Raw genomic sequence first — 21,431 nt, forward strand, 5'->3', positions numbered from 1 at the left:
TTTTTATCGTTTTACATTATTTATATTTATGGTTATAGATAAACAACAATGTCAGAAGTCCTACCAGACCTACCAGCTGTGTCGCAAGACCTGTGACACTGATCGTCTTTTGTCCTATTATCACAAGTGCAAGGCAAACAATAAAAACAATAACCATAATCAGATTTTTTACCGTATTGCTCATATCATTTCCCTCCTTAACCTTTCAGACCACCAAGCGTCATACCTTCTGTCAGCTGTTTCTGTACACAGATATACAGGATCAGTACCGGTAACATAACGATAACCAGACCGGCATACATGATACCGTAATTTGTTGCCGTTCTTTCTACTGCCATCAGGTTCTTCAGTCCCATTGCCAATGTTCCGTGTTCATCCATCAGAGTATACGCAATAATATACTCATTCCAGAACGACAGGAAATTGAACAGGATAACTGTAATAATACTTGGCTTTGCCATAGGAACCATAATCTTTACCATTGTTTTAAAATATCCGCATCCGTCAATGTAAGCGGCTTCCTCAAAGCCCTTCGGAAGCGTTTTAAAATAACCGCTCAAAAGATAGATGGTAAACGGCAGCGCACTGGACGCATAGATCAGCGCCAGAATAAAGCGGTTGTCCAGGAAAAATTCCACTCCCAGCGCTTTGTTTGCATCACTTAACATCAGGAAGATCGGTACAACGATGTAGTTGATGTTAATAAAAAGCCCTGCCATAAACGCAACGTTCAAAATTCTTCTTCCCTTAAAGTCAAATCTTGACAATACATAGGACGCCGGAAGAGCAATTACAAGAAGGAGAATCAGTCCCAATGCAGTGACAATAATCGAGTTGAGGAAGAAATCTCCCATCTGCGCATCGCGGAATGCCACAATAAAGTTCTGATAGAAGAACTGCTTCGGAAGTGCCCACGGATTCACATCTGCTCCGATAAATTCCGCGTTACGCTTCACACTCGCCATAAATACCCACAAAACCGGTATGATGATCGAGATAGCCAAAGCAAGGAGGGCAACATAAATAAATATTTTATATAAGATATTTCCAGAATGTTTCTTTTTTCCCATATTCTTTCGCCCCCTTTAAAATTCCAGAACTTCCCGGTCTGTGATCTTGTTTACAATAGCTGCCAGCACAAAGGAGAAGAGGAATACTACAACTCCGATTGCCATACCATATCCATATACGCCTGCTCCATATGCCTGTTTATACATATAGTTCAGGAATACTTCCGTCTTTCCGTTCGGTCCTCCGTTGCTCATGATCTGCACGAACAGGAAGCTTAAGTTTATCGTACTGATGATATAGAATGTAAGTGTTGTCCGAATATTGCTCCAGATCAACGGCAGTGTTACCTGGAAGAACATCTGTATTTCTGTTGCGCCGTCCAGGGAAGCAGCTTCATAGAGATCCTCCGGAATCGCCGCCATACTTGCCATATACATGACCATATAATATCCGATCGCCTGCCATACAAGGGCAAAAATTACAGAATATAATACAATATTAGGATCTCCCATCCACTGATGCTTCAGAAAATCCAGGTGCACTGCTTCCAGAAATGTATTCAGCAGACCGTTGCTCGGATCATAAATAGCTCCAAAGATACCGGCAATAACTACGATACTTAAAATATTCGGTATGTAGAAAATAACACGGAAAAAGTTTTTCCCTTTGAACTTTCCTCTTGACAGCAAAGCTGCAAAAAGAATTGCCAGTACAATCGTACAAACCATTACCATAACAATGATCGTGATCGAGTTCTGCATTGCCTGCAGGAAATTTTTATCTCCCATCAGGGTTTTAAAATTATATAATCCGACAAATTCTTTTTTATTCGTAATACCGCCCATTCTGTAAAGAGACATGCGGAATACATTGACTGTCGGAACAAATATAAACAACACGACCAGAACAACTGCAGGAGCCAGACATGCAAAAACAAATCTTCTCTGTGCGTTCTTTCTGTTCATGATTCTCCTCCTTTTCTCTTAAAAACGGTGAGTCATATAACTCACCGTTTTGTCTCCACTCATTACAATAGTCTACTGATTATTCAAGCGCTGCTGCACATTTCTCCCAAGTCTCTACCAACTGTGCCTGCCATTCTTCCACAGTCATATCACCTGTGTTAATGGATTCAATTGGTTTGTAAGTAGCCTCATTCATATTCAGGCCTTCGATAGGAGCTGTTGTAGCCCATTTTCCTGTAACTGTTACGATATCATCTGCAGTTGTAGCTGCATAGCAGTCTTTTGTTGTTCCTTCCGGAAGTTTGTCTGCTGCGCCTTTAACAGGTGCTACTACTGGTGACGGAGATTCTTCTCCTGTTTCCTCATCTGTTGTTGTATTTCCTAACAGGATATCAACAACTGTGTCAGAGTACATAAATTTGATAAATTCTTTTGCAAGATCCATGTTTGGTGCGTCTGCCGGAATCCACATCTGCTCTGTGAATGTGTAAACAGCCTGTGTCTCATCGCCTTCCCACTTCGGTGCCGGCATCATGCCCCACTCAAAGTCATCCGGTGTAGAAGCAGCCATCTCACCGATTACCCAGTTTCCGTTTGGCATAAACAGAGCTTTTCCATCGATTACATTCTGCTGATTGATCTTGAATCCACCGTCAGCATTTGCATTTGCTACTGTATCTTCCTGTGTATAGTCCGGAGATACCAGTTTTCCGATTGTATCCAGAACCTTCTGTCCTTCTTCGGATGTCCATGTGTTTTCATCATACTGCAGAGCTGCATTGTAGAAGTCCATTCCTCCTGCCTGCTCCAGCATGCTGTACATTGTAGCGTCAAAGTATCCTGCCTGCGGGAATGTGAACAGAGAAATTCCGTCTGCCTTTGCCTGATCACCCAGCGCAAAGAACTCTTCCCATGTTGTCGGCAGTTCATACTGTTTGCCTTCTCCGATCAGGTTCTTATTGTACCAGAATCCTGTCGGTGTGTAGAAGATCGGTGCCAGATAAATCTTTCCGTCTGCATACGGCTGTGCATCTGTACCATCAAGAATACCATCCAGAAGTTTGCCTTTGAGTTCATCGTCAAATACGTCTGTGATATCTGCGATCGCATTCTCTTTCAGCATTGTCTCTGTGAAGCCACTTTCCTGTCCCAGATTGTAATATACAACATCCGGAACATCCCCGTTTCTGATCTCCTTTGTCAGATCCTGATCCAGCTGTGAAGACATTTCAAGTTCTACAGTTACGCCTTCATTTTCTTCCTCAAAAGCGGCTACAATGTCTTCCCAGATCTGGGTTCCGTTTCCGCCTTCAAAAGCAGCAACTTTCAACGTTGTTCCGTCTCCGCTGTCGCTTCCGGAGTCTGATCCGCTGTCGCTTGATCCACATGCTGTAAGAGTCCCCAGTGTCATTACAGAAACAAGGGATGCAGCGATCAGTCTGTTTACTACTTTCCTTTTCATAAAAATTCCCTCCTGTTCTTTGATAAGTTCATCATAGCTCATTCAGAAAGCTTTTTCCATAGGGATATTGCCTTTTCTTTTATATATCTTGCTATTTCATGAAAGAATTTTTGATTTTTAAAAATTTTCTTGTAATAAAACTCCAGTTTTTCTGTATATAGTATCTATTTTTTATTCATTATACACAATATTTCTCTCGACATCTTTTGATTCCTTTAGACAAAACATTACATTTATTGTTGCTTTTTCCAGCCCCGTCATTCTTCTGATTTTTTCGATTTTTTATATCTGTTGCTTTTCAATAGATGAAAATATATAATAATAAAAAAGGATCCGTCCTTACCCTTTTGCTTCGGCTTCGGCCGCTGAAACAGCGAGATCAGGAGGATTTTGATATGAGCCACAGAAATTATACGATTAAAGATACAGATCTTCAGAAATTGAACGCACGGCTTTTATCCATCTCTTTCTCCAAAGATGAAAAAGACTGGAAAAGCGTGCTTCACACTCACTATTTTACCGAACTTTTTTATGTAGTGAACGGGAAGGGGAGGTTTCTGTTCCGCGATGAAGTGCATTCCATTAAAAGCGGAGACCTTGTGATCATCCCTCCTTATGTAGAACACACCGAGCAATCTATCCGCGGATATTCTCTGGAGTACTATGTTATTGGAATTGACGGTATTACGTTTCACCCCGAAAACGATCAGACCTGCGTGCAGGTGTTCTGTAATTTTCAGGAAAAAACTCTGATCACCGACCTGTTTGTACAGATTTTGCATGAAGTAAAAAACCAGCAGTTTGCCTCTGACACCATCTGCCAGAAGCTTCTGGAAATTCTGATCCTCCGTATCATCCGTTCGCAGCGCCTGGTTCCCGCACCGATCCAGTCCGTGCGAATGACGAAAGAATGTGCCCACATTAAGGAATACCTGGACAATAACTATTCCGAGCATATTACCCTGGACACCCTTACAAGTCTGACCCATATGAATAAATATTATATGGCTCATTCTTTTACCAAATACACAGGCCTTTCGCCGATCCAATACCTGAACCAGCGTCGTCTGGAAGCAGCCTGCACGCTGCTCAAAGATACCGATCATTCTATCTCAGATATTGCGTCATCGGCAGGATTTTCATCGCAGTCTTATTTTACACAGATTTTCCGCAAAAACTTCGGTATAACCCCCATTAAATACCGGCAGGAACACAATAATACTACCATATAGACCAGGAGGATATCCAAAATGAAAAAAACAAACAGACCAAATATACTTCTGATCATGACAGATCAGCTAAGGGGTGATGCCTTAGGTTATGCCGGGCATCCCGATGTCAAAACCCCCTACCTGGACACTCTTGCCAGCAAGGGAGTTGTCTTTGATCATGCATACAGCGCATGTCCGAGCTGCATTGCCGCGCGCGCCGCGCTTCACACCGGAATGTCGCCCGAACATCACCGCCGGGTAGGCTATGAAGATAATATTCCCTGGACGTATCCTCACACCATGGCAGGTGAACTTTCAAAGGCCGGCTATCATACCCAGTGTACAGGAAAAATGCATGTGCATCCTTTGAGAAACTATCTCGGATTTCACAATATAGATCTGCACGACGGCTATCTTCACGCCGCCAGATACGGCAGTGTCCCATACAGGGAATCTCAGTTGGTAGCGGACGATTATTTTTACTGGCTGAAAGAAGAACTGGGTGTGTCTGCCGATGTAACTGACACAGGACTTGACTGCAACGGCTATGTAGCCCGTCCCTGGATTTATGAAGAAAAATATCACCCGACCAATTGGGTGACAGACCGCAGCATTGATTTTCTCAGGCGGCGGGACCCCGGAAAACCTTTTTTCCTTATGGCTTCTTATTTAAAGCCTCATCCGCCTTTTGACGCTCCTGAATATTATTTTGATCTGTACCGCAGCCGTGAGCTTCGGCCGCCTTTTGTAGGTACCTGGGAAAGCGATCGTTATCTGAAAGAGTCCGGACGGATTTTCGACTCTAAGACGGGCCCCATTGACCCCGATCTGATCCGCGAAGCACAGATTGGATACTATGCCTGCATTACCCATCTTGACCACCAGATCGGCCGGCTTATCATGGCTCTTATAGAACACGAAGTCTATGACAATACACTGATTCTCTTTACGTCCGATCACGGGGAGGAACTGTGCGACCACCACATGTTCCGCAAATCCCGGCCATATGAGGGTAGCTGCCATATTCCTCTTTTAATCTCCGGCGGCGCTCTTGCCAACATCGAAGCACAGCCTGGCAGTGTCTGCCACTCTGTTGCCGAGCTTCGGGACGTTATGCCCACCCTTCTGGACATTGCCGACGCTCCTATCCCAGAATCCGTAGATGGGATCAGCCTGAAGCCGCTTCTTACTGATCCGGTAGAAAAACTTCGGGATTCTCTCCATGGCGAACACTCTTATGGAGAGTTTTCCAATCACTGGATTGTAACAGAAACAGACAAATATATCTGGCATTCACAGACAGGACAGGAACAGTATTTCCTTCTGAAAGAGGATCCTCATGAGCTGACAGACCGCATCAATGATCCCCAGTACAGGGACCGCATTGATACTTTAAGACGCCTGTTGATTCGTAATCTTACCGGAAGGCCGGAAGGCTTTACAGACGGGCAGGAACTGATTCCGGGACGCCCGTACCCTCCCTATCTTACAGATGTCAGCGACACTAATGAAGCAAAAGAAGGGGGCGGCGTTCTATGATCCAGTACCTGATTATTATTACTATCTGCCTTCTTGCATCTGTTATCGGTTCCATCTGCGGAATCGGCGGCGGAGTCATTGTCAAGCCCGTCCTTGACAGTATGGGGATTATGAGCGTGGAAACCGTAAGCTTCCTTTCCGGACTTATGGTCATGAGTATGTCCATCTATTCTATTGGAAAGGCAGTAGCCGCAAAAGATACAAGACTTGAGGCAAGAACGGGGATTCTTCTGTCCCTGGGCGCCGTAGCAGGCGGCATTACCGGAAAACAGCTTTTTTCTGTTATTCAGACTTTAAGCTCTGATCCGAACCGGATCGGAGCATGCCAGGCGGCCGTTCTTTTTCTCCTTACCTTTGGCACACTGATCTACACCATTAAAAAACACACGATCCGGACCCATCGCATGACGCATCCTGTCGTGTGCATTATCATTGGTATTATTCTGGGCCTTCTTTCCTCCTTCCTTGGAATAGGCGGAGGTCCCTTTAATCTGGTCTTCCTCTCCTTCTTCTTTTCCATGGAGACAAAGACTGCTGCCCAGAACTCTCTTTTGATCATTATGTTCTCGCAGATTTCCGGTTTCCTGCAAACTCTGCTGACCGGATCAGTTCCGGATTTTTCCTGGATCCTTTTGATCTGCATGGTCGTATTTGCTGTGATCGGAGCCGCCATTGGCCGCTCCTTCAATCGGAAGCTGGACAATGACATGGTGGACCGGCTTTTCTGCGGACTCATCATTATCATTTTGTTCATCTGTGTCTATAACTTCTTCAAATACATATAGATGCCAGATATTCCAGACGGCCGATGGCCGTCTGGAAAAATTTCTGATATGCCTCACAGTAACGGTTTCTCATTTCCTTTCCATAAGGTATCAGATCTCTTCTGCAGCCTCCCCGGCACAGAGGATACCAGCGGCAATCCGGACATCTTTCATCTCTTTTTTCAGCATCGGCAAAAAAAGGCGCTCTTTCGGCATCTCTTGCCATTTCTTCAAGCACTTTAAAATCAACGTTTGAATCTGTAATATTTCCCATCTCATATTCATCCAGCGCATAGAAATCACAGGGATAGACCGTACCGTCCGCCTCGATCACGTTCTGCATACTGCATCTTCCATACATACTGCAGGCTTCCGGCTGTGCTCCTCTTAGCATCCCCGCATAATTATCAAACTGCCGGATATATACCGGAACTCCCCTGATCTTATCCTCAAACCAGAGTGCAAAAAGACGTTCCAAAGCCGCTTGATACTGTTCTCCTGTCAAAGAATAGGGATATTTTCCTTCTTCTACCTCCCCCAGAGGATCCAGACAGGGGATATACTGCTGTTCGTAAAAACCTTTTTTTATAAAAAACCGATAGATTGCCTCTATTCTCTCCGCTGTCTGAGCATTCAGTACACACAAAATATGAAACGGCACTTTTTTCTCCTGCAGTTTCTTTAAATTTTCAAATACCTGCGAAAAAGTCCCCTCCCCGCGGTGATCCACCCGGTTTTCATCATGAGACTTCCTCACTCCGTCCAAAGATACTCCCAGCAGAAAATTTTCTTCCTTGAAAAACGAGATCCATTGGTCGTCAAGCGCCATTCCATTGGTCTGGATCGTATAAAAAACCTGCTGTTCCTCTCTTTTCTTCTGCCTGACACAGGAGACAAATTGACGGTAAAACGAAAGTCCGGCAAGCAAAGGCTCTCCCCCCTGAAAACCAAACACACACGTATCCGCTGCTTTTAAAGCTTTGTCAATTAGTATCTCCATGGTTTCCAAAGACATGATCCCATGATCTGCATTTTTCCTATGCTTCGCCTCTTCTTTGTAAAAACAGTATCTGCACTGCAGATCACAGGCAGATGATACCGGTTTGATCAAAAGCTGCAATTCTTTCATTTCTCAGTGCCTCCTTAAACAAAGCGGGGATGGAACCATTCGTCCCATCCCCATCTCTTTTTCCTAAATTTCGTACCAGTAAATACCGTTTGCTTCCAGATCCAGATCAAAGCTTGTACCGTCTCCTTTATATACGGTAGTGCTCTGCGGCTCATAGGTATTGTTTACTACACAATATTTTCCATTCTTTACATAAGCATGTACTTCCACGTTGTAGTTGGTGCTGAACCATTTGCAAAGATCATCTTCGTCATGGGAAGACCAGATAATGGAACGGTACAGAAGTCTGCTGTTTTCAAAGCTGTAAGGAAGTCCGCTGATGTATACGCAGCGTCCTTTTCCAAATTCATTGACTGCCAGCTGTACTTCCTGGTTTGTCTGTTTCAGAATCGTTGTTCCCTCATATGCATAGATATTTTTCTTGCCTTCTCCAAAGTCGATCTCACCTTTGCAGTCCTCTGTGATGAAATGGTCATACTCATCCCAGTTATATTTATCCACATTAAGAGTGAATCCGTTTTCTTCCTCTACACCCATAACGGTAGCAAGCTGGAAGAAGTGTCCCTCATGCTGATGTGCTGCCGGTTCGCCTACGCCGATGAAACCTCCTCCGTTGTAAATGAATTTCTTTACAGCGGTCACAATTCTTTCATCTGTCCAGTTTTCGCCTCCGGAATAAGCGGTATCGGCATCTCCCACATTGAGAATAACGTCAATATCATTCAGGATATCCGGATTGTTTCTGATATCATCAAAGCTGATAAACTGTACGTCAAACGGTGCGCCGCTCAATGCCTCAATCACTCCTGCATAGGAATAATTCTGTTTATAGTAAATAGCGTGATGTACCATGTGGTTGCCCCATGCCCTCATTTTACCCCAGCAGTTCAGAACTGCAACTTTTTTCACGCAGTAAGGAGTCGTTCCTTTAATATTATCATACAGGGTACGGAACTCCTGGCATACACTCTCTACATAGTCGATAAATTCCGGAAACTGCATTGCCAGCTTCAGGTATCCGCCGTATCCGATACGGTCGATCGGCTTACGCAGGATCGCACGTCTTGCTGTCACCCAGTTTACCTTGGCTTCCTTTACAGGATCTCCGCCTTCGTGGAAGGTATCCGGGAAGAAGTACGGAAGCAGACGTCCTTCTGTGTATTTTACGCCTTCAATATCGCTGATAAGACGGAGCGTAGCGCCGTTGCCGACACTTCCTACAACAGCGTCAAGTCCTACCTGCTTAAATTCATCCATGAACGGTTCCATTCCGATCCAGTGATCTCCCAGGAACATCATAGCTTCCTTGCCGCACTCATGGGTGATATCTACCATCTCTTTTGCCAGTTTTGTGACTTCTCTTCTCTGGAAGTCCTGGAAATCTCGAAATTCCTTGGACGGAATGCGGTAAGTATTGTTCATGTATCCCTGATCAATGATATATTCCGGACGGAATTTATATCCTACTTCCTGTTCAAACTGTTCCAGAATGTAGGGACTTACTGATGCAGAGTATCCATACCAGTCTACGTATTTTTCCCTTGCCAGCTCATCGAAGATCAATGTAAACTGATGGAAAAATGTAGTGTACCGGATCACATCAATATGGGGATTGTCTGCAATATATTTGCGGAGACGCTCCATGGAATATTTATGAGTTTTCGGCTGACGCACATCAAAGGTGATCTGCTTCTCAAAATTGGTCCATCCATTTGTTACGGCATTGTACATATGCACCGGATCCCACATGATATAAGCCAGAAAGCTGACAGTATAATCATGAAATTCCTTTGCATCGTGAATAATCACATCGCCTTTCCCGGCGTCATAGCTCCACTGTGAAACCGGAACAATTTCTCCTGTTGTCCGGTCGATCACTTCCCACCATCTCTCAATATCATCATGGTCGTTTACTTTAAGCATATCCGGATACAGATGATTCATCAGATGAATGGAAAGCTCGCTTTCTACTGCTGTATAAAACGGCGTCATAATATACATCTGTTGGATTTCTTCCGGATTCGCCTTGGCCCAGGCATTGTCTTTTCTTGTTGTATAATAAGTGGAATATACCTTGGCGTCCACATCCCGAAGCTCTTCCGGATAATCTGTACCGTCACAGTCACGGATGGCGTCCGCCCCCCAGCGTTCCACCAGTTCCAATGTCTCCGGTACTACATCTACATCTGTGGGAATGGTAACTCTTCCTTTTGTACGTTCTTTCACAATAGATCTCCTTTCCTTTTAAACACAATTTACAGTTGCTCCTCTCTCAGCAAAACCGCACCTGCCGGAGAGTCTGTCTCTTTTCATAAGCATAGGAGAAAAACTTTTTCCCGTCAATTTTCATATTGTTGACATTTTTAGTATTCTTGCTATTTTTTATTTGACTTTACCCCTTATCTCCAAAATGATAAAATAAATAAAAATCCCCTGGAAAAGGAGAACGGAAAATGAAAGAAAGAAAAGCGGTCTATGTCCTCTTTATTTTAATACAAAGTCTTGTCTACGGCATCGGAAATCCATTAACTAAAACTGCTTATGACTCCATTACTCCATTCTGGCTTCTCACGTTTCGCTTTGCCCTGGCCTTCCTCCTTCTTTTTCTGTGGAGAGGTCGGAAAATTGCAGGTCAGCTTAAGGACGTCAGCTGGACTGTCTGGATGCCTTCCGCCCTGTGCTGCGCCGGAGCTTATATTTCCTGCAATCTGGCTCTGAACCTGACTGCAGCCACCAATGTAGGCTTTATCATGTCCCTGCCCGTTCTTTTCGCTCCTTTGCTTTCCACCATTGTTCTTCGCACTCCCTACCAATGGAAACGCCTTCCCCTGCAGCTTATTACTGTAATCGGACTGTTTCTTCTCTGCTGCAATACGGGCACCTTTACCTTTGGTCCCGGAGAAGCTCTTGCACTCTTCGACGCTCTGTGTCTTGCAGGACTCCTTGTCTTCGGTGAGCAGGCTATCTCGCAGATGGATGTTACTTCTGTCACCACGCTGCAGGTAGGTGTCACCATGCTTATCAGTCTGGTCTGCGCCTTCATCTTTGACGATCTGTCTGTACCTGGCCGAGTAGATTTTAATGCGTGGATGGTTGTCATTTATCTTGCCGTTATATGTACGATTTTTGCCTACCTCCTTCAGAACAGCGCTGTGGAACATTTATCCGCCTCCACAGTCTCCATGCTGCAGTGCACACAGCCTATTCTGACTGCCATTGTAGCCTATTTTCTGCTGGATGAACGATTAAACAGCGCCGGACTCGCCGGCGCCGCTGTGATTGTGATCTGTCTTTTGGCAGATGGAGCAATGAACCGGGTGTCACCGCAATGATCCGAAAGCACAGTGGATCCAGGTAACGATCACCTGTACTTTCTGTCATACAGTAAAGCCGCGATCAATACGACCAGACAAGAACCGGCATTATGTACCAGAGCGCCGGTTGTCGGGTTAAGTACTTCCATAAGTGAAAGCAGGATTGCTGCAAAGTTAATACACATGGACAGAGTAATACTCACCTTGATCGTATTTACTGTTGTGTTGGACAGCCATTTCAAATAGGGAATCTGGGAAATATTATCGCTCATAAGAGCGACTTCTGCCGCATCCACTGCAATATCACTTCCCATACTTCCCATTGCTACACTGACATCCGCTGTTTTCAGCGCCGGTGCATCATTGACGCCGTCCCCGATCATACATACCTTATGTCCTTCCTCCTGGAGTTTTTCAATATTCTTTACTTTTTCTTCTGGAAGTAATTCAGCACGGACTTCCGATATCCCAGCCTGTTCTGCAAAATAATCGGCTGCCTTTTTGCTGTCACCGGTGAGAAGAAGCGTCCATGTCCGCATATCAGCCAGACGTTCTGCCATGTCTTTCACATCGGGTCTTAGTACATCAGAAAGCGCCAGTACTCCTATACACCGTTCCTCATCGGATATAAGGACAGAGGCTTTTCCCTGCATCCGGAACCGTTCCAGAGCTGACTGCACGGCGCCATCTGCAAAAACCCCGTACTCGGCAAGAAATTTTTCACTTCCCAGGTACAGCCTGCGTCCCTCGATTTCCGCACAGATCCCTCTTCCCGCTGTCATCTTGAAACTTTTTGCTTCCGACAACATAATTCCCTTTCCTCTGGCATATTCCACAATCGCTTTCCCCAATGGATGCTCACTCTTTGACTCAGCTGAAGCCGCAAGAAACAAAAGTTCTTCCCGGCTGACATCTGTATCAAAAGTAAGGATATCGCTGACTTCCAGTCGGCCATATGTCAAAGTACCTGTTTTATCAAATGCGATGGTATCTACTTTCCCCATTTTTTCAAGGGCTTCTCCTGATTTGATGATCACACCGTGCTTTGCCGCCTGACCGATTGCCGCCATGACCGCTGTAGGTGTCGCCAGCACAAGGGCACAGGGGCAAAATACAACCAAAACAGTAACCGCTGTCACAATATTGCCGGTTCCTATGTATGCTCCTATAGCGATCAAAAGAGCGACCGGAACAAGATAGCTTGCACATTTATCGGCAATGCGCTGCATGGGCGCCTGCTTATTCTCCGCTTCCTGCACCATGTGGATCAGCTTCTGCAGCGAACTGTCTTCTCCCACCTTTGTCGCTTCCATATCGACAGCACCAAAACAATTGAGTGTACCGCTAAATACTGCATCTCCCTCGTTTTTATCGACGGGAAGGGATTCCCCTGTCATAACAGACTGATCCACCGTTGTTTCCCCGCTGATGATCTGTCCATCTACCGGTATTTTTTCACCGGGAAGCACTCGAAGGATATCCCCTTTTCTTATTTCTCCGGCAGGTATGATCTCTTCCCTGCCGTCAGATAAACGGCGTCCTGTTACCGGCGCAAGGTTTATCAGCTCTTTCAGCCCTTTCTTTGCCCGGTTGGTCGTAGCCTCCTCAAGAAGCGCTCCGATCGCCATGATAAATGCCACCTCTCCTGCCGCGAACAGATCTCCAATGGCAATGGCCGAAAACATGGCTATGCAGATAAGAAGCGCCGAAGAAATTTTACTGATCCCCCGGTTGTAAATCATTCTCCAGACAGCCAGATAGAGAAGCGGCAGTCCGCTGATTATAATTGTTACCCAGGCCGGATCAAATGGCAGGAAGTCCCACACCTCCATTCTCTCTCCAAACTCCCCCGTCAGATGCGGGATCAGATCCAGAAGCAAAAAGGCACCTGCCACGATCGTCATAGGCAGTCCTGCCAGAAAATCATTCATTCTTTTTACCATATCGCTCCTCCAATCCGTGCTATGATAAAATCTGTTCACTCTTGACATTCATTTCCCGTTTTCATACAATAAATTCATTAACAAACATTTTGTTCTCTTTTATTGTAGAAAGTACCTGAACAAATTACAATGGATAATTAATGCCCGATGTTTCCTACAGAACATTTCAGAAAATCTGTACGGAATTTCAGGTATTTCTTAGACCAATTTTATGAAAGAGGAGACCATTATGGACAGACGGCAGCAAAAAACACGCACTGCGATCTTCACAGCGTTTAGTACACTTTTATCCGAAAAAAGCTACAGCAAAATTACTGTACAGGAGATCATTGACAGTGCAAATGTAGGGCGAACAACCTTTTATGCCCATTTTGAAACAAAAGATGATCTTCTGAAAGCCTTATGCGAAGAATTATTCGGTCATATTATCAGCAGCGCTGCAGACTGTACTCACACCCACGGACTCTATTCAGAAGGCAGGGTGCCCGACTCTGTGTTCTGCCACCTTCTTCAACACCTTAAGGAAAATAATCGCCATATCCTGGATCTGCTTTCCTGTGAAAACAATGAAATTTTCCTTCGCTATTTTAAAGATAGTCTGAATAAACTGGTGCAGATACAGTTTGTGGAACAAAAAAGAAATCGAAACTCCCTGCTCCCAACTGACTTTTTAATCAATCACATTTCTTCCAGCTTTGTAGAAATGGTCCTATGGTGGATCAAGGGTGGACAAAAACAAAGCCCTGAAGAGCTGGATCAATATTTTCGCTTTGTTATGGAACCGATTTTATAACTGAAGTTTTCCAAAAAAATCAGCTCTGCAAAACTCCTGTAAAGTTTTGCAGAGCCTTTATTAAGAAGATATATCGTTTAGCGTGTAAACAACTCCAAAGAAGAAAACATTTTATGCAGCCTGTGTTCATCAAAGGGAAGATATTCTGCAACGGTAAAGCCCACAACATCTGCTTTTCCTGTTATAAGCTTCAGAATGCCGGAAAGATCTTCCACTGTCATTCTTCCTCCACCGCTTCCGTCCCCCACCAGCTCTCCGTTTGCAAAGTAGGTGGAATGGAAAAGCCCCGGATCCAGCACATCAATGTCCAGATGAACCAGGATATGATCAAAACGCTCTGTAAATTCTAAAATTTCTTTCTCGGAAACAAATTCTTCCGTCTGAACTTTAAAATTGACTTTCGCATTCCGTAAAAACTGTTCCTGATAATCGTGAAGTCCCTGAAGTCCCACATACAAAATTTCATCCGCCTGAAACTTTCTGTTCTTCATCAGTCCGGAAAGAGCAGGATCTCCGGATCCCATAAGAGAACCCAGAACCATAGCGTGGGCATTGGGATACTCATCCTTCACCTGGGACACATCAGGGTGCGCATCAATCCAGATGATTCCCAAATTATCGTAAAGACCATGGAGATAATCAAATGACGCCTGGGATACGATGCAGTTTCCACCAATGGTAATGATCTTATCAGGCTTCTCCTGCTCAAGGATCTCCATGGCGCTGCGGATTCCCGCTGTCACCTCCTCTTTGGCATATATCCCGTCCGTTACCTGGCGTTCTTTCCCATCGGGCGGAGCAACAGCCACTTTAAAAAGCGGCTGGTTTTTATTCTCCGGAAGAATATGCGCCATCAGATTAGCACCGAAATAGTAAGTTTCCAGTCCTCCGCTTAAATAGTCAGGATAAAGTAATCGAATCGTTTTCATCAGTCTTCCTCCTTCAGACGATTTTTATCTCCCCATTCACACATGCCGTCCAGGATAGGGATAAGTGATTTTCCCCTTTCTGTCAGGCTGTACTCCACTTTGGGAGGAATCTGGGGATATTCCTCCCGGTGGACAAGTTTGTCTGCTTCCAGTTCCTTTAGTGTAGAGCTTAAAGTCTTATAAGAGATTCCGCCAATATATTTTTTCATCTCATTAAACCGCACTACGCCAAATTCCATTAAAGTGTACAGAATCGTCATTTTGTATTTTCCGTTGATCAGAGATAACGTATAACTGAATCCGGTTGAGCCAAGACTTTCATCTGATATGCAGCGTTTGCTCATTTTACACTCTCCTTTTAGCAAGTATCACACTTTAATATGTGTACTTGTCTTTTATCTTATTCTTGCTATGATTATAATATCAGTAATAAAAAGAGTCAATTTCACGCTTCCATCACATGGATCGTTTGTTCGGAAAATTCTTCTTCCGGAGTAAAATTTTCTTCTATCCCTTCTGTCAGGTAGATTTCTCCGTCCAATGTCATAAGCAGCATATCAAATCCGCCATAGGTCTCCCAGCACTGTATTCCTTCCTCCAGCCCCATAACAAAGATAGCCGTGGAAAGGGCGTCGCAAAGTACCCCGCTGTCTCCAATGATCGTTACAGAAGCCAGATCACTGTCAGCAGGCCGCCCGGTTGCAGGGTCCAGAATATGCCAGTAAGTGGTTCCGTCTCCACCGGTAAAATAACGTTCATATCCTCCGGAAGTCACAACCGCGCAGTCCTGTGCCTCTAAAGTCCCAAAGCTCCCATCTTCAAAAGGATTTCTGATGCCAAGCCTCCATTTTGTCCCATCCGGCTTTGGTCCTACCATCTGGATATTTCCTCCGATATCCAGAAGCGCTGAAGTAACACCCTGCTCTTTCAGATGATCGGCAAGAAGTTCCCCGGTATATCCTTTTCCCGCCGCCCCCAGATCCAGCTGCATTCCTTCCGGCAATGTAACCGCATGGTTTTCCAGCGCAACTTTTTCATATCCGGTAAGCGAAAGCAATTCCTGTATTTCTTCATCCGAGGGGATCCGATATTCCTGGTCAATAAATCCCCAGGCACTTACAAGGGGATAAATGGTAGGATCAAGGGCTCCTTGTGTCTGTCCGGACATTTCCAGCGCAAAGCGGAGTAAATTTTCTGTTTCCGTGCTAAGAGGCACAGGCCGCCCGTGACTGTGATTTGCGGCATAAATCTCACTGTTTTCGTCAGTAACGGACCACAAAGATTCCCACTCTTCTACATGCGAGACCGCTTCATCCAGTGCCGCGTCTGCCTGCTCTCCATAAGCTGTAAAATTCATATAAGTTCCCATGGCAAACAATTCAGCCGTATGCTCCTGCACAGATGCTTCCTGCGAGCCGGCACACCCTGAAAGGCATAGAGAAAATGCCGCTGTAAGCGCCGAAAATGAAAGAAACCGTTTATTTCTCATCCTGCTGCTGTTTCCTCCTCCTTGCCGTGCATGTTTGAATCCCTTTTGCTCCATAGTGAGCCAGGAATACAAACAATCCCATAATGGCAATGTATTCCGTAAAAAACAAAGGAAGGGGCCGTTCAAAATCAAAGAACACAAAGTGCGCAGTCAAAAACATATAGGAAAGAAATTGATTTTTTACAAAAGCATAAAGTCCGTAAACAGCGATCACCGCACCTGCTACGCGAAGGATCCCTTTGACCGGCTTTGATGAAACCGGGCCGCATGCTTTCCGTATCATTCCAAGGATCATATTCCAGTGGAGCCCAAGATGCAGCGCCATCAGAACAAATGCCCAGAAAACGCATAGAATGTGCATAGGCCGAGCCAGTGCAATACCGCCTGAAATAGGTAAAAACGCAAAAACTTCTCTGGACAAGATCACCGCGCTTACCATTGTTCCGATCATAGCGAGTAAAAGCAGCAGATTTACGACCACCTGTATCACACGGAAAGGGGTATATTTCCCTTTCGCCAAATGTCTGTGCCACTTAAAATTCAAAATATGGTGTATGATCCAGAGGATAAATATTCCCGCTCCCAGCCATTCGTGAGCAGACTCTCCTGTAATCTGTCTTCCCATCAAAAACAGGAGCAGAATTGTCATAACAAAATCAACAGAGATTTTGACGATCATTTTAGGGTTCATGGTGTTTCTCCTTTTGAAAAATCCTCTCTTGGCCTGTCAGCAGTCGTTTTATCCCTTCAGCCCTGCAACCCAGTCTGCCACATCGCTCTGGGCATCCGGTACACTGTTTCGGGAGATTTCCAGACCATCTTCTATTACCGTTGCTTCAGGCTGGAGTTCCTGGATCGTCTGAATGGTTCCGGAAAATCCGCTTCCCCCATGTGCCGTAAATGGAATGATAGTCTTTCTGCTGAAATCATATTCTTCCAGGAAGGTATACAAAGGCATAGGAAGATCAGCATTCCAGTTAGGATAACCCAGAAAGATCACATCGTAATCATCTAAATTCTCAATCTGCGAGGACAGTTCAGGCCTTGCGTTCTCAGAGAGCTCGTTATAAGCAAAATCCAGCAGTTCATCATGTGTGCCGGGATATTCCTGTACCGTCTCAATGCGGAAGAGATCTCCTCCTGCTTCCTGCTGGATAAGCTGTGCAATATACTGATTATTTCCCAGAACTTCTCCGTCAACAACAACACGGCTTGCTCCTGCAACTGTATCGGTTCCGTCTGTCTCAGGAACAGAAAAATAAGCGATCAGAATATTCCCGTCTAATGCAGGCTGTGCTGCTGTATCTGATGTATTCGACGTATCCGCTCCTCCGTTTCCAGTCTGCTCCTGCTGATCACTACTGCAGGCAGTTAGAGAAAGAACCAAAGTGGAAGAAAGAATAAATGCTGCTAATTTTTTCATGATAAAATACTCCTTTACTATTTGTTATCTATGTCAACAGATTTCCAAGCTCCTGAATCCACGGCTCAATATCATTCAGATCATTTGCGGTAAGTCCCTCTGCAATCTCTGCATCCGGGCAAAGCTCACTGAAAATATGGAGACTGTTGTCAATGTCATCGCTGGCGCTGGTGCAGAAGGGGATGATCGTCTTACCTGAAAAATCGTTCTCTGCAAGAAAAGTCGCAATCATAGCCGGAGCTTCATCCCACCAAATCGGATAGGAAACCGGAGGTCGTTTTCCCCAGCCCTTGATTTTACTGAGCTTAACGGTATACAAAAGTGTGTTTTGTGTTTCCACATTCCCCAGAATAGTTATTCCAGGAACCCAATCTCCAGCAGTTCCTGAGCAATCTCTCTACTCTTCACTCTCATCAAACCATCTTCTTCCTTTGCATTAGACAGCAGATTCACACTTCCATACCAGACGATTTCTCTGTCAATCAAAGCAAAATGTTCATGCATCCCCGTCTTCTCCAGCACAGTCACTCCCGATTCTATCAGTTCGGTAATCAGTCCTTTCGTCTTTTCAATTCGCTGTTGTGGGTAATTGTCCGCCGACAGCGTCAGTAGTGTGATCTTCACACCGCTATCATGTCGTTCTTCCAAAGTTTTTAAAATTCTGTGTACCCCCTTTACACCGATTCCAGGGCTGGAAATCACAATCTCCGTATCGGCTTGCGCCACATCTCTTTCAAATACAGACGTATAGGATTCGCTGTCAAATATGGCATTAGTCTCCTGCTTTTTCTCTGCCTCATTCATAACGATCTCATATCCGATCTTCTTATATACTCTCAGTCTTTTATAATACATTTTATCCAATACACGGATATGCGCATCCACATAGTCATATATGATGACCTTCCGTTTGCCTTCATAATCCCTGTGTAGTCTTCCGGAATACTGCTCCACATTCCCCTGCCAGGCAATGGGAGTTGTCAGCATCATTGTGTCTAGCCTTGGGTAGTTAAAACCTTCTCCGATATATTGTCCGATGGCAACAAGAACCATTGATTCATTTACCGGAACATTTTTCATATTCTCACGGATCTGCTCGTTTTCCTTTCTGCTTCTGCCGCCTTTAAGCAGGAATATATGATCCGCCTTATCCCGGAGCATAGCAAGCAATATATCTGCATGATCTCTGAATTTTGTCAAAACGAGTGGAGTCCTGCCTTGCCTCAGACATTCTTCTACATCAGATATAATTTGCCTGTTTCTCACATCACTGCCGCGCACTGCGGCATATGCTTCATTGATCTTCCAGTCCTGTCCTGTAGTATTGATCAGCCTTGTAAATCTCGGATATACATAATGCGCAATTCCCTGAAGTTTCACTTTATCTTTTGCGCTGAAACGGTATCTGACTGGTCCGATCTGCATAAATATTTTTTGTTCCTGTCCGTCATCCCGTTTGGGAGTTGCGGTCAGGCCATAAACATATCTGGCAGAGACTTCTTTCACTACTGCCTCTGCGGTATCCGATGCACAGTGATGACATTCATCTATGAGTACCATTCCATAATCCTTCACAACTGTATCAATATTTCCAGGTTTTCCAAGAGGTGATATCATCACCACATCAATAATCCCTGTCATGGAATCATGTCCTGCATAGCGGGTTCCGATCACACTTTTTCTCCGTTTCACACGCCCCTTCGGCGTCGTGTACTCAGGCGGTTCTTCGTTAATATCAAGGAATTTCTGAAGATCTTCCACCCAGTTATTCATAATTTCCTTATTATGTACCAATATAAGAGTATTCATCTTTCTTGCTGCAATCAGATATGCACCTACTGCTGTTTTTCCAAAGGCGGTCGCTGCATGCAGGATTCCATTTTCATACCGCAGCATTTGTTCTGACGCTTTTCTTTGCTCCGGATAAAGTTCCGCAGAAAAATCCACACAGATACTCTTTCCTTTTTGTCTCTCATCACTGACCTCATACGGGATTCCTGCTTCCTTCAGCTTTTCTGACAGGATTTCCCTGAGGCCTCGTGGAATGCGGATGTAATCATCAAACTCTTCAAAACATGCCACAATCCTCGGGTTATCTCTGTTAGAGAACCCCATCGCGTGATTTTTATAATATTGAGGATTGCTATACGCAGCCATACGACGTAAGGTGTTCTGCATCCTTGGCTGAAGATTTTCCTTTTCAATGTATATTCCATTTGCAAGGACAAGTTGAATCTGTCCGGAAACATCTTCCGGATAAAACTGAAGTTTTCTCTTCTTCCAGGGCTTTGACTTCTTGCCAGATTTCTGACTTGCAGTCTGCTGACTATGACCGTTCAACGCTGCTTTTTGCAGGTTTTCCACATTATCTTCTGATACCTCTCCATTTTCCTCTTTGTCCATATTTTCAAGATCTGAGAGCGCGCCTAAGACTCCATCTTCCGCCCATTCATTTATCTTCTTATCAATAAATTCTTTCGACAGTTTCTTTACGTTCTGTAACTGCTGCCACTGATTCGGATATACATTCCAATCCTGATCTATAAATGCACCGTTTCCCTTTTTTAATGCCTGTCCCTGTAAAGGAAGCGCGATCAGATTTCCAAGTCCGCCCACAGGCATATGATCCTGAGCCGGGAGCATCCTGTCGTATGTCCGAAAGCTCTTTTGATTTACAGACTCCGCTCCTTTTGTCAGAAGTGCAGTGCCAAAAAGCCTTGCTGTTCTCGCCGGAACAGGTTCCTGAAAAAACATCCAGATATGCGCTCCTTTTCCAGAACGAGAACGCTCTGTCAGGATACCCACTCCATAAATCCTGCAAATCTCGCGCAGAGCATTTACTTCTTCCCTCCAGAGTTCATCTGTATTGGCATAATCATCCCCATTCGTAGTATCATCATGATTATCAAAATCAAATACAAGGAAATTGCAAGTCTCATCAGGCAGCATAGGGTAGACGCCTATCACGTCCGAACAATCTTCTCTTGCACCTATCAAATGCTGCATGATCACTTTGCCTGTAAGCTCTTTGTAATGCTGTTCCGGGCAGTCCGCACATTTTATTTTCTTTTTTTCATATTTCGGACAAATACCCGGCTTCCAGTAATTCCAGCATTGCGTATAATATCCTGTTTTCCCGGTCTTAGGATTCGGCTTTCCTGCTCTTTTACTGTATACATCTTTCCGTCCTTTGAAAAAAGAATAGAAATACTGGGCGTGCTTCTGAGTGATCATTTCCGGGATGATAAATTGCTCCCTGACTGTTTCCGTTTCACTCATGACAGAATCCTTCTGCAGAGCAGCCGGTCTTTCCTTTTCCTGAATACCTTTTCCATAGGGAATACCTGCTTGGGACAAAAGTAACTGAAGGCACTTAATTTCTTCATTTAATAAACGGATTTCTTCTCTCTGTTCCCGAATAATCTTATCTTTATTATCCATATTTTTACCTGTTTGATT

Annotated in this window: 19 protein-coding genes; 5 read left to right on the forward strand and 14 right to left on the reverse strand. The window is 44.6% G+C overall.

The window, feature by feature from the left end; all coding sequences use genetic code 11:
* Positions 1-16: 16 nt before the first annotated feature.
* From R2J37_RS14755 to R2J37_RS14770, 4 genes are all read right to left on the reverse strand, one after another.
* Positions 17-184 (reverse strand): DUF6903 family protein, encoded by a 168-nt coding sequence (locus R2J37_RS14755; protein WP_230104985.1) that lies wholly within the window; start codon positions 182-184, stop codon positions 17-19.
* Positions 185-197: 13 nt separating this feature from the next.
* On the reverse strand, positions 198-1,070 hold the full coding sequence (locus R2J37_RS14760) for a carbohydrate ABC transporter permease (RefSeq protein WP_230104984.1): 873 nt from the start codon (positions 1,068-1,070) through the stop codon (positions 198-200).
* A 15-nt stretch (positions 1,071-1,085) separates the two neighbouring features.
* Positions 1,086-1,976, reverse strand: a complete 891-nt coding sequence (locus tag R2J37_RS14765; protein WP_230104983.1) for a carbohydrate ABC transporter permease — start codon at positions 1,974-1,976, stop codon at positions 1,086-1,088.
* A gap of 79 nt (positions 1,977-2,055) precedes the next feature.
* Positions 2,056-3,438 carry a carbohydrate ABC transporter substrate-binding protein gene (locus R2J37_RS14770; RefSeq protein ID WP_316265808.1) on the reverse strand — a complete coding sequence of 461 codons (1,383 nt, stop codon included), beginning with the start codon at positions 3,436-3,438 and terminating at the stop codon, positions 2,056-2,058.
* A gap of 395 nt (positions 3,439-3,833) precedes the next feature.
* Between R2J37_RS14770 and R2J37_RS14775 the strand changes: the two genes are divergently transcribed.
* Genes R2J37_RS14775 through R2J37_RS14785 form a run of 3 tightly spaced genes read left to right on the forward strand, consistent with a single transcriptional unit; the run spans position 3,834 to position 6,973 of the window.
* Positions 3,834-4,670 carry an AraC family transcriptional regulator gene (locus R2J37_RS14775; protein WP_230104981.1) on the forward strand — a complete coding sequence of 279 codons (837 nt, stop codon included), beginning with the start codon at positions 3,834-3,836 and terminating at the stop codon, positions 4,668-4,670.
* 18 nt (positions 4,671-4,688) lie between these two features.
* On the forward strand, positions 4,689-6,188 hold the full coding sequence (locus R2J37_RS14780; RefSeq protein WP_316265810.1) for an arylsulfatase: 1,500 nt from the start codon (positions 4,689-4,691) through the stop codon (positions 6,186-6,188).
* A complete protein-coding gene (locus R2J37_RS14785) occupies positions 6,185-6,973 on the forward strand; it encodes a sulfite exporter TauE/SafE family protein (RefSeq protein WP_230104979.1) in 789 nt (262 codons plus the stop codon). Before R2J37_RS14780 ends, R2J37_RS14785 begins: the two co-directional genes overlap by 4 nt.
* On the opposite strand, the gene R2J37_RS14790 is transcribed toward R2J37_RS14785, so the two are convergent.
* Positions 6,960-8,081 (reverse strand): radical SAM/SPASM domain-containing protein, encoded by a 1,122-nt coding sequence (locus R2J37_RS14790; RefSeq protein ID WP_316265813.1) that lies wholly within the window; start codon positions 8,079-8,081, stop codon positions 6,960-6,962. The genes R2J37_RS14785 and R2J37_RS14790 overlap by 14 nt on opposite strands.
* A gap of 63 nt (positions 8,082-8,144) precedes the next feature.
* Positions 8,145-10,307, reverse strand: coding sequence for a 1,3-beta-galactosyl-N-acetylhexosamine phosphorylase (gene gnpA, locus R2J37_RS14795; RefSeq protein ID WP_331490107.1), 2,163 nt, complete (start codon positions 10,305-10,307; stop codon positions 8,145-8,147).
* A 227-nt stretch (positions 10,308-10,534) separates the two neighbouring features.
* On the opposite strand from gnpA, the gene R2J37_RS14800 reads away from it, so the two are divergent.
* Positions 10,535-11,413: a DMT family transporter gene (locus R2J37_RS14800; RefSeq protein ID WP_316265815.1), complete on the forward strand. Its 879-nt coding sequence runs from the start codon at positions 10,535-10,537 to the stop codon at positions 11,411-11,413.
* A gap of 29 nt (positions 11,414-11,442) precedes the next feature.
* Here the strand turns inward: R2J37_RS14800 and R2J37_RS14805 are convergent, their stop codons facing one another.
* Positions 11,443-13,338, reverse strand: a complete 1,896-nt coding sequence (locus R2J37_RS14805) for a heavy metal translocating P-type ATPase (RefSeq protein ID WP_316265816.1) — start codon at positions 13,336-13,338, stop codon at positions 11,443-11,445.
* Between the two features lie 229 nt (positions 13,339-13,567).
* Here R2J37_RS14805 and R2J37_RS14810 point away from each other — a divergent pair, with 229 nt between their 5' ends.
* Complete coding sequence (locus tag R2J37_RS14810) at positions 13,568-14,131, forward strand: TetR/AcrR family transcriptional regulator (RefSeq protein ID WP_230104975.1); 564 nt, start codon at positions 13,568-13,570, stop codon at positions 14,129-14,131.
* A 77-nt stretch (positions 14,132-14,208) separates the two neighbouring features.
* Here R2J37_RS14810 and R2J37_RS14815 read toward each other — a convergent pair whose 3' ends face one another.
* The 7 genes from R2J37_RS14815 to R2J37_RS14845 form a co-directional block, all read right to left on the reverse strand.
* Positions 14,209-15,060 (reverse strand): arginase family protein, encoded by an 852-nt coding sequence (locus R2J37_RS14815; protein ID WP_316265818.1) that lies wholly within the window; start codon positions 15,058-15,060, stop codon positions 14,209-14,211.
* A complete protein-coding gene (locus tag R2J37_RS14820; protein ID WP_230104973.1) occupies positions 15,060-15,404 on the reverse strand; it encodes a winged helix-turn-helix transcriptional regulator in 345 nt (114 codons plus the stop codon). The genes R2J37_RS14815 and R2J37_RS14820 overlap by 1 nt, the downstream gene beginning before the upstream one ends.
* Positions 15,405-15,505: 101 nt before the next feature.
* Positions 15,506-16,549: an FAD:protein FMN transferase gene (locus R2J37_RS14825; protein ID WP_316265821.1), complete on the reverse strand. Its 1,044-nt coding sequence runs from the start codon at positions 16,547-16,549 to the stop codon at positions 15,506-15,508.
* A complete protein-coding gene (locus tag R2J37_RS14830) occupies positions 16,539-17,240 on the reverse strand; it encodes a DUF4405 domain-containing protein (RefSeq protein ID WP_230104971.1) in 702 nt (233 codons plus the stop codon). Before R2J37_RS14830 ends, R2J37_RS14825 begins: the two co-directional genes overlap by 11 nt.
* Positions 17,241-17,288: 48 nt before the next feature.
* Positions 17,289-17,972, reverse strand: a complete 684-nt coding sequence (locus R2J37_RS14835) for a flavodoxin (protein ID WP_316265823.1) — start codon at positions 17,970-17,972, stop codon at positions 17,289-17,291.
* Positions 17,973-18,000: 28 nt separating this feature from the next.
* Positions 18,001-18,312: a flavodoxin gene (locus R2J37_RS14840; protein WP_316265825.1), complete on the reverse strand. Its 312-nt coding sequence runs from the start codon at positions 18,310-18,312 to the stop codon at positions 18,001-18,003.
* Positions 18,313-18,326: 14 nt separating this feature from the next.
* Positions 18,327-21,413 (reverse strand): TOTE conflict system archaeo-eukaryotic primase domain-containing protein, encoded by a 3,087-nt coding sequence (locus R2J37_RS14845; RefSeq protein ID WP_316265827.1) that lies wholly within the window; start codon positions 21,411-21,413, stop codon positions 18,327-18,329.
* Positions 21,414-21,431 lie beyond the last annotated feature (18 nt).

It is taken from the genome of Claveliimonas bilis (genome assembly GCF_030296775.1).
In the GTDB taxonomy this organism is placed as follows: Bacteria; Bacillota; Clostridia; order Lachnospirales; family Lachnospiraceae; genus Claveliimonas; species Claveliimonas bilis.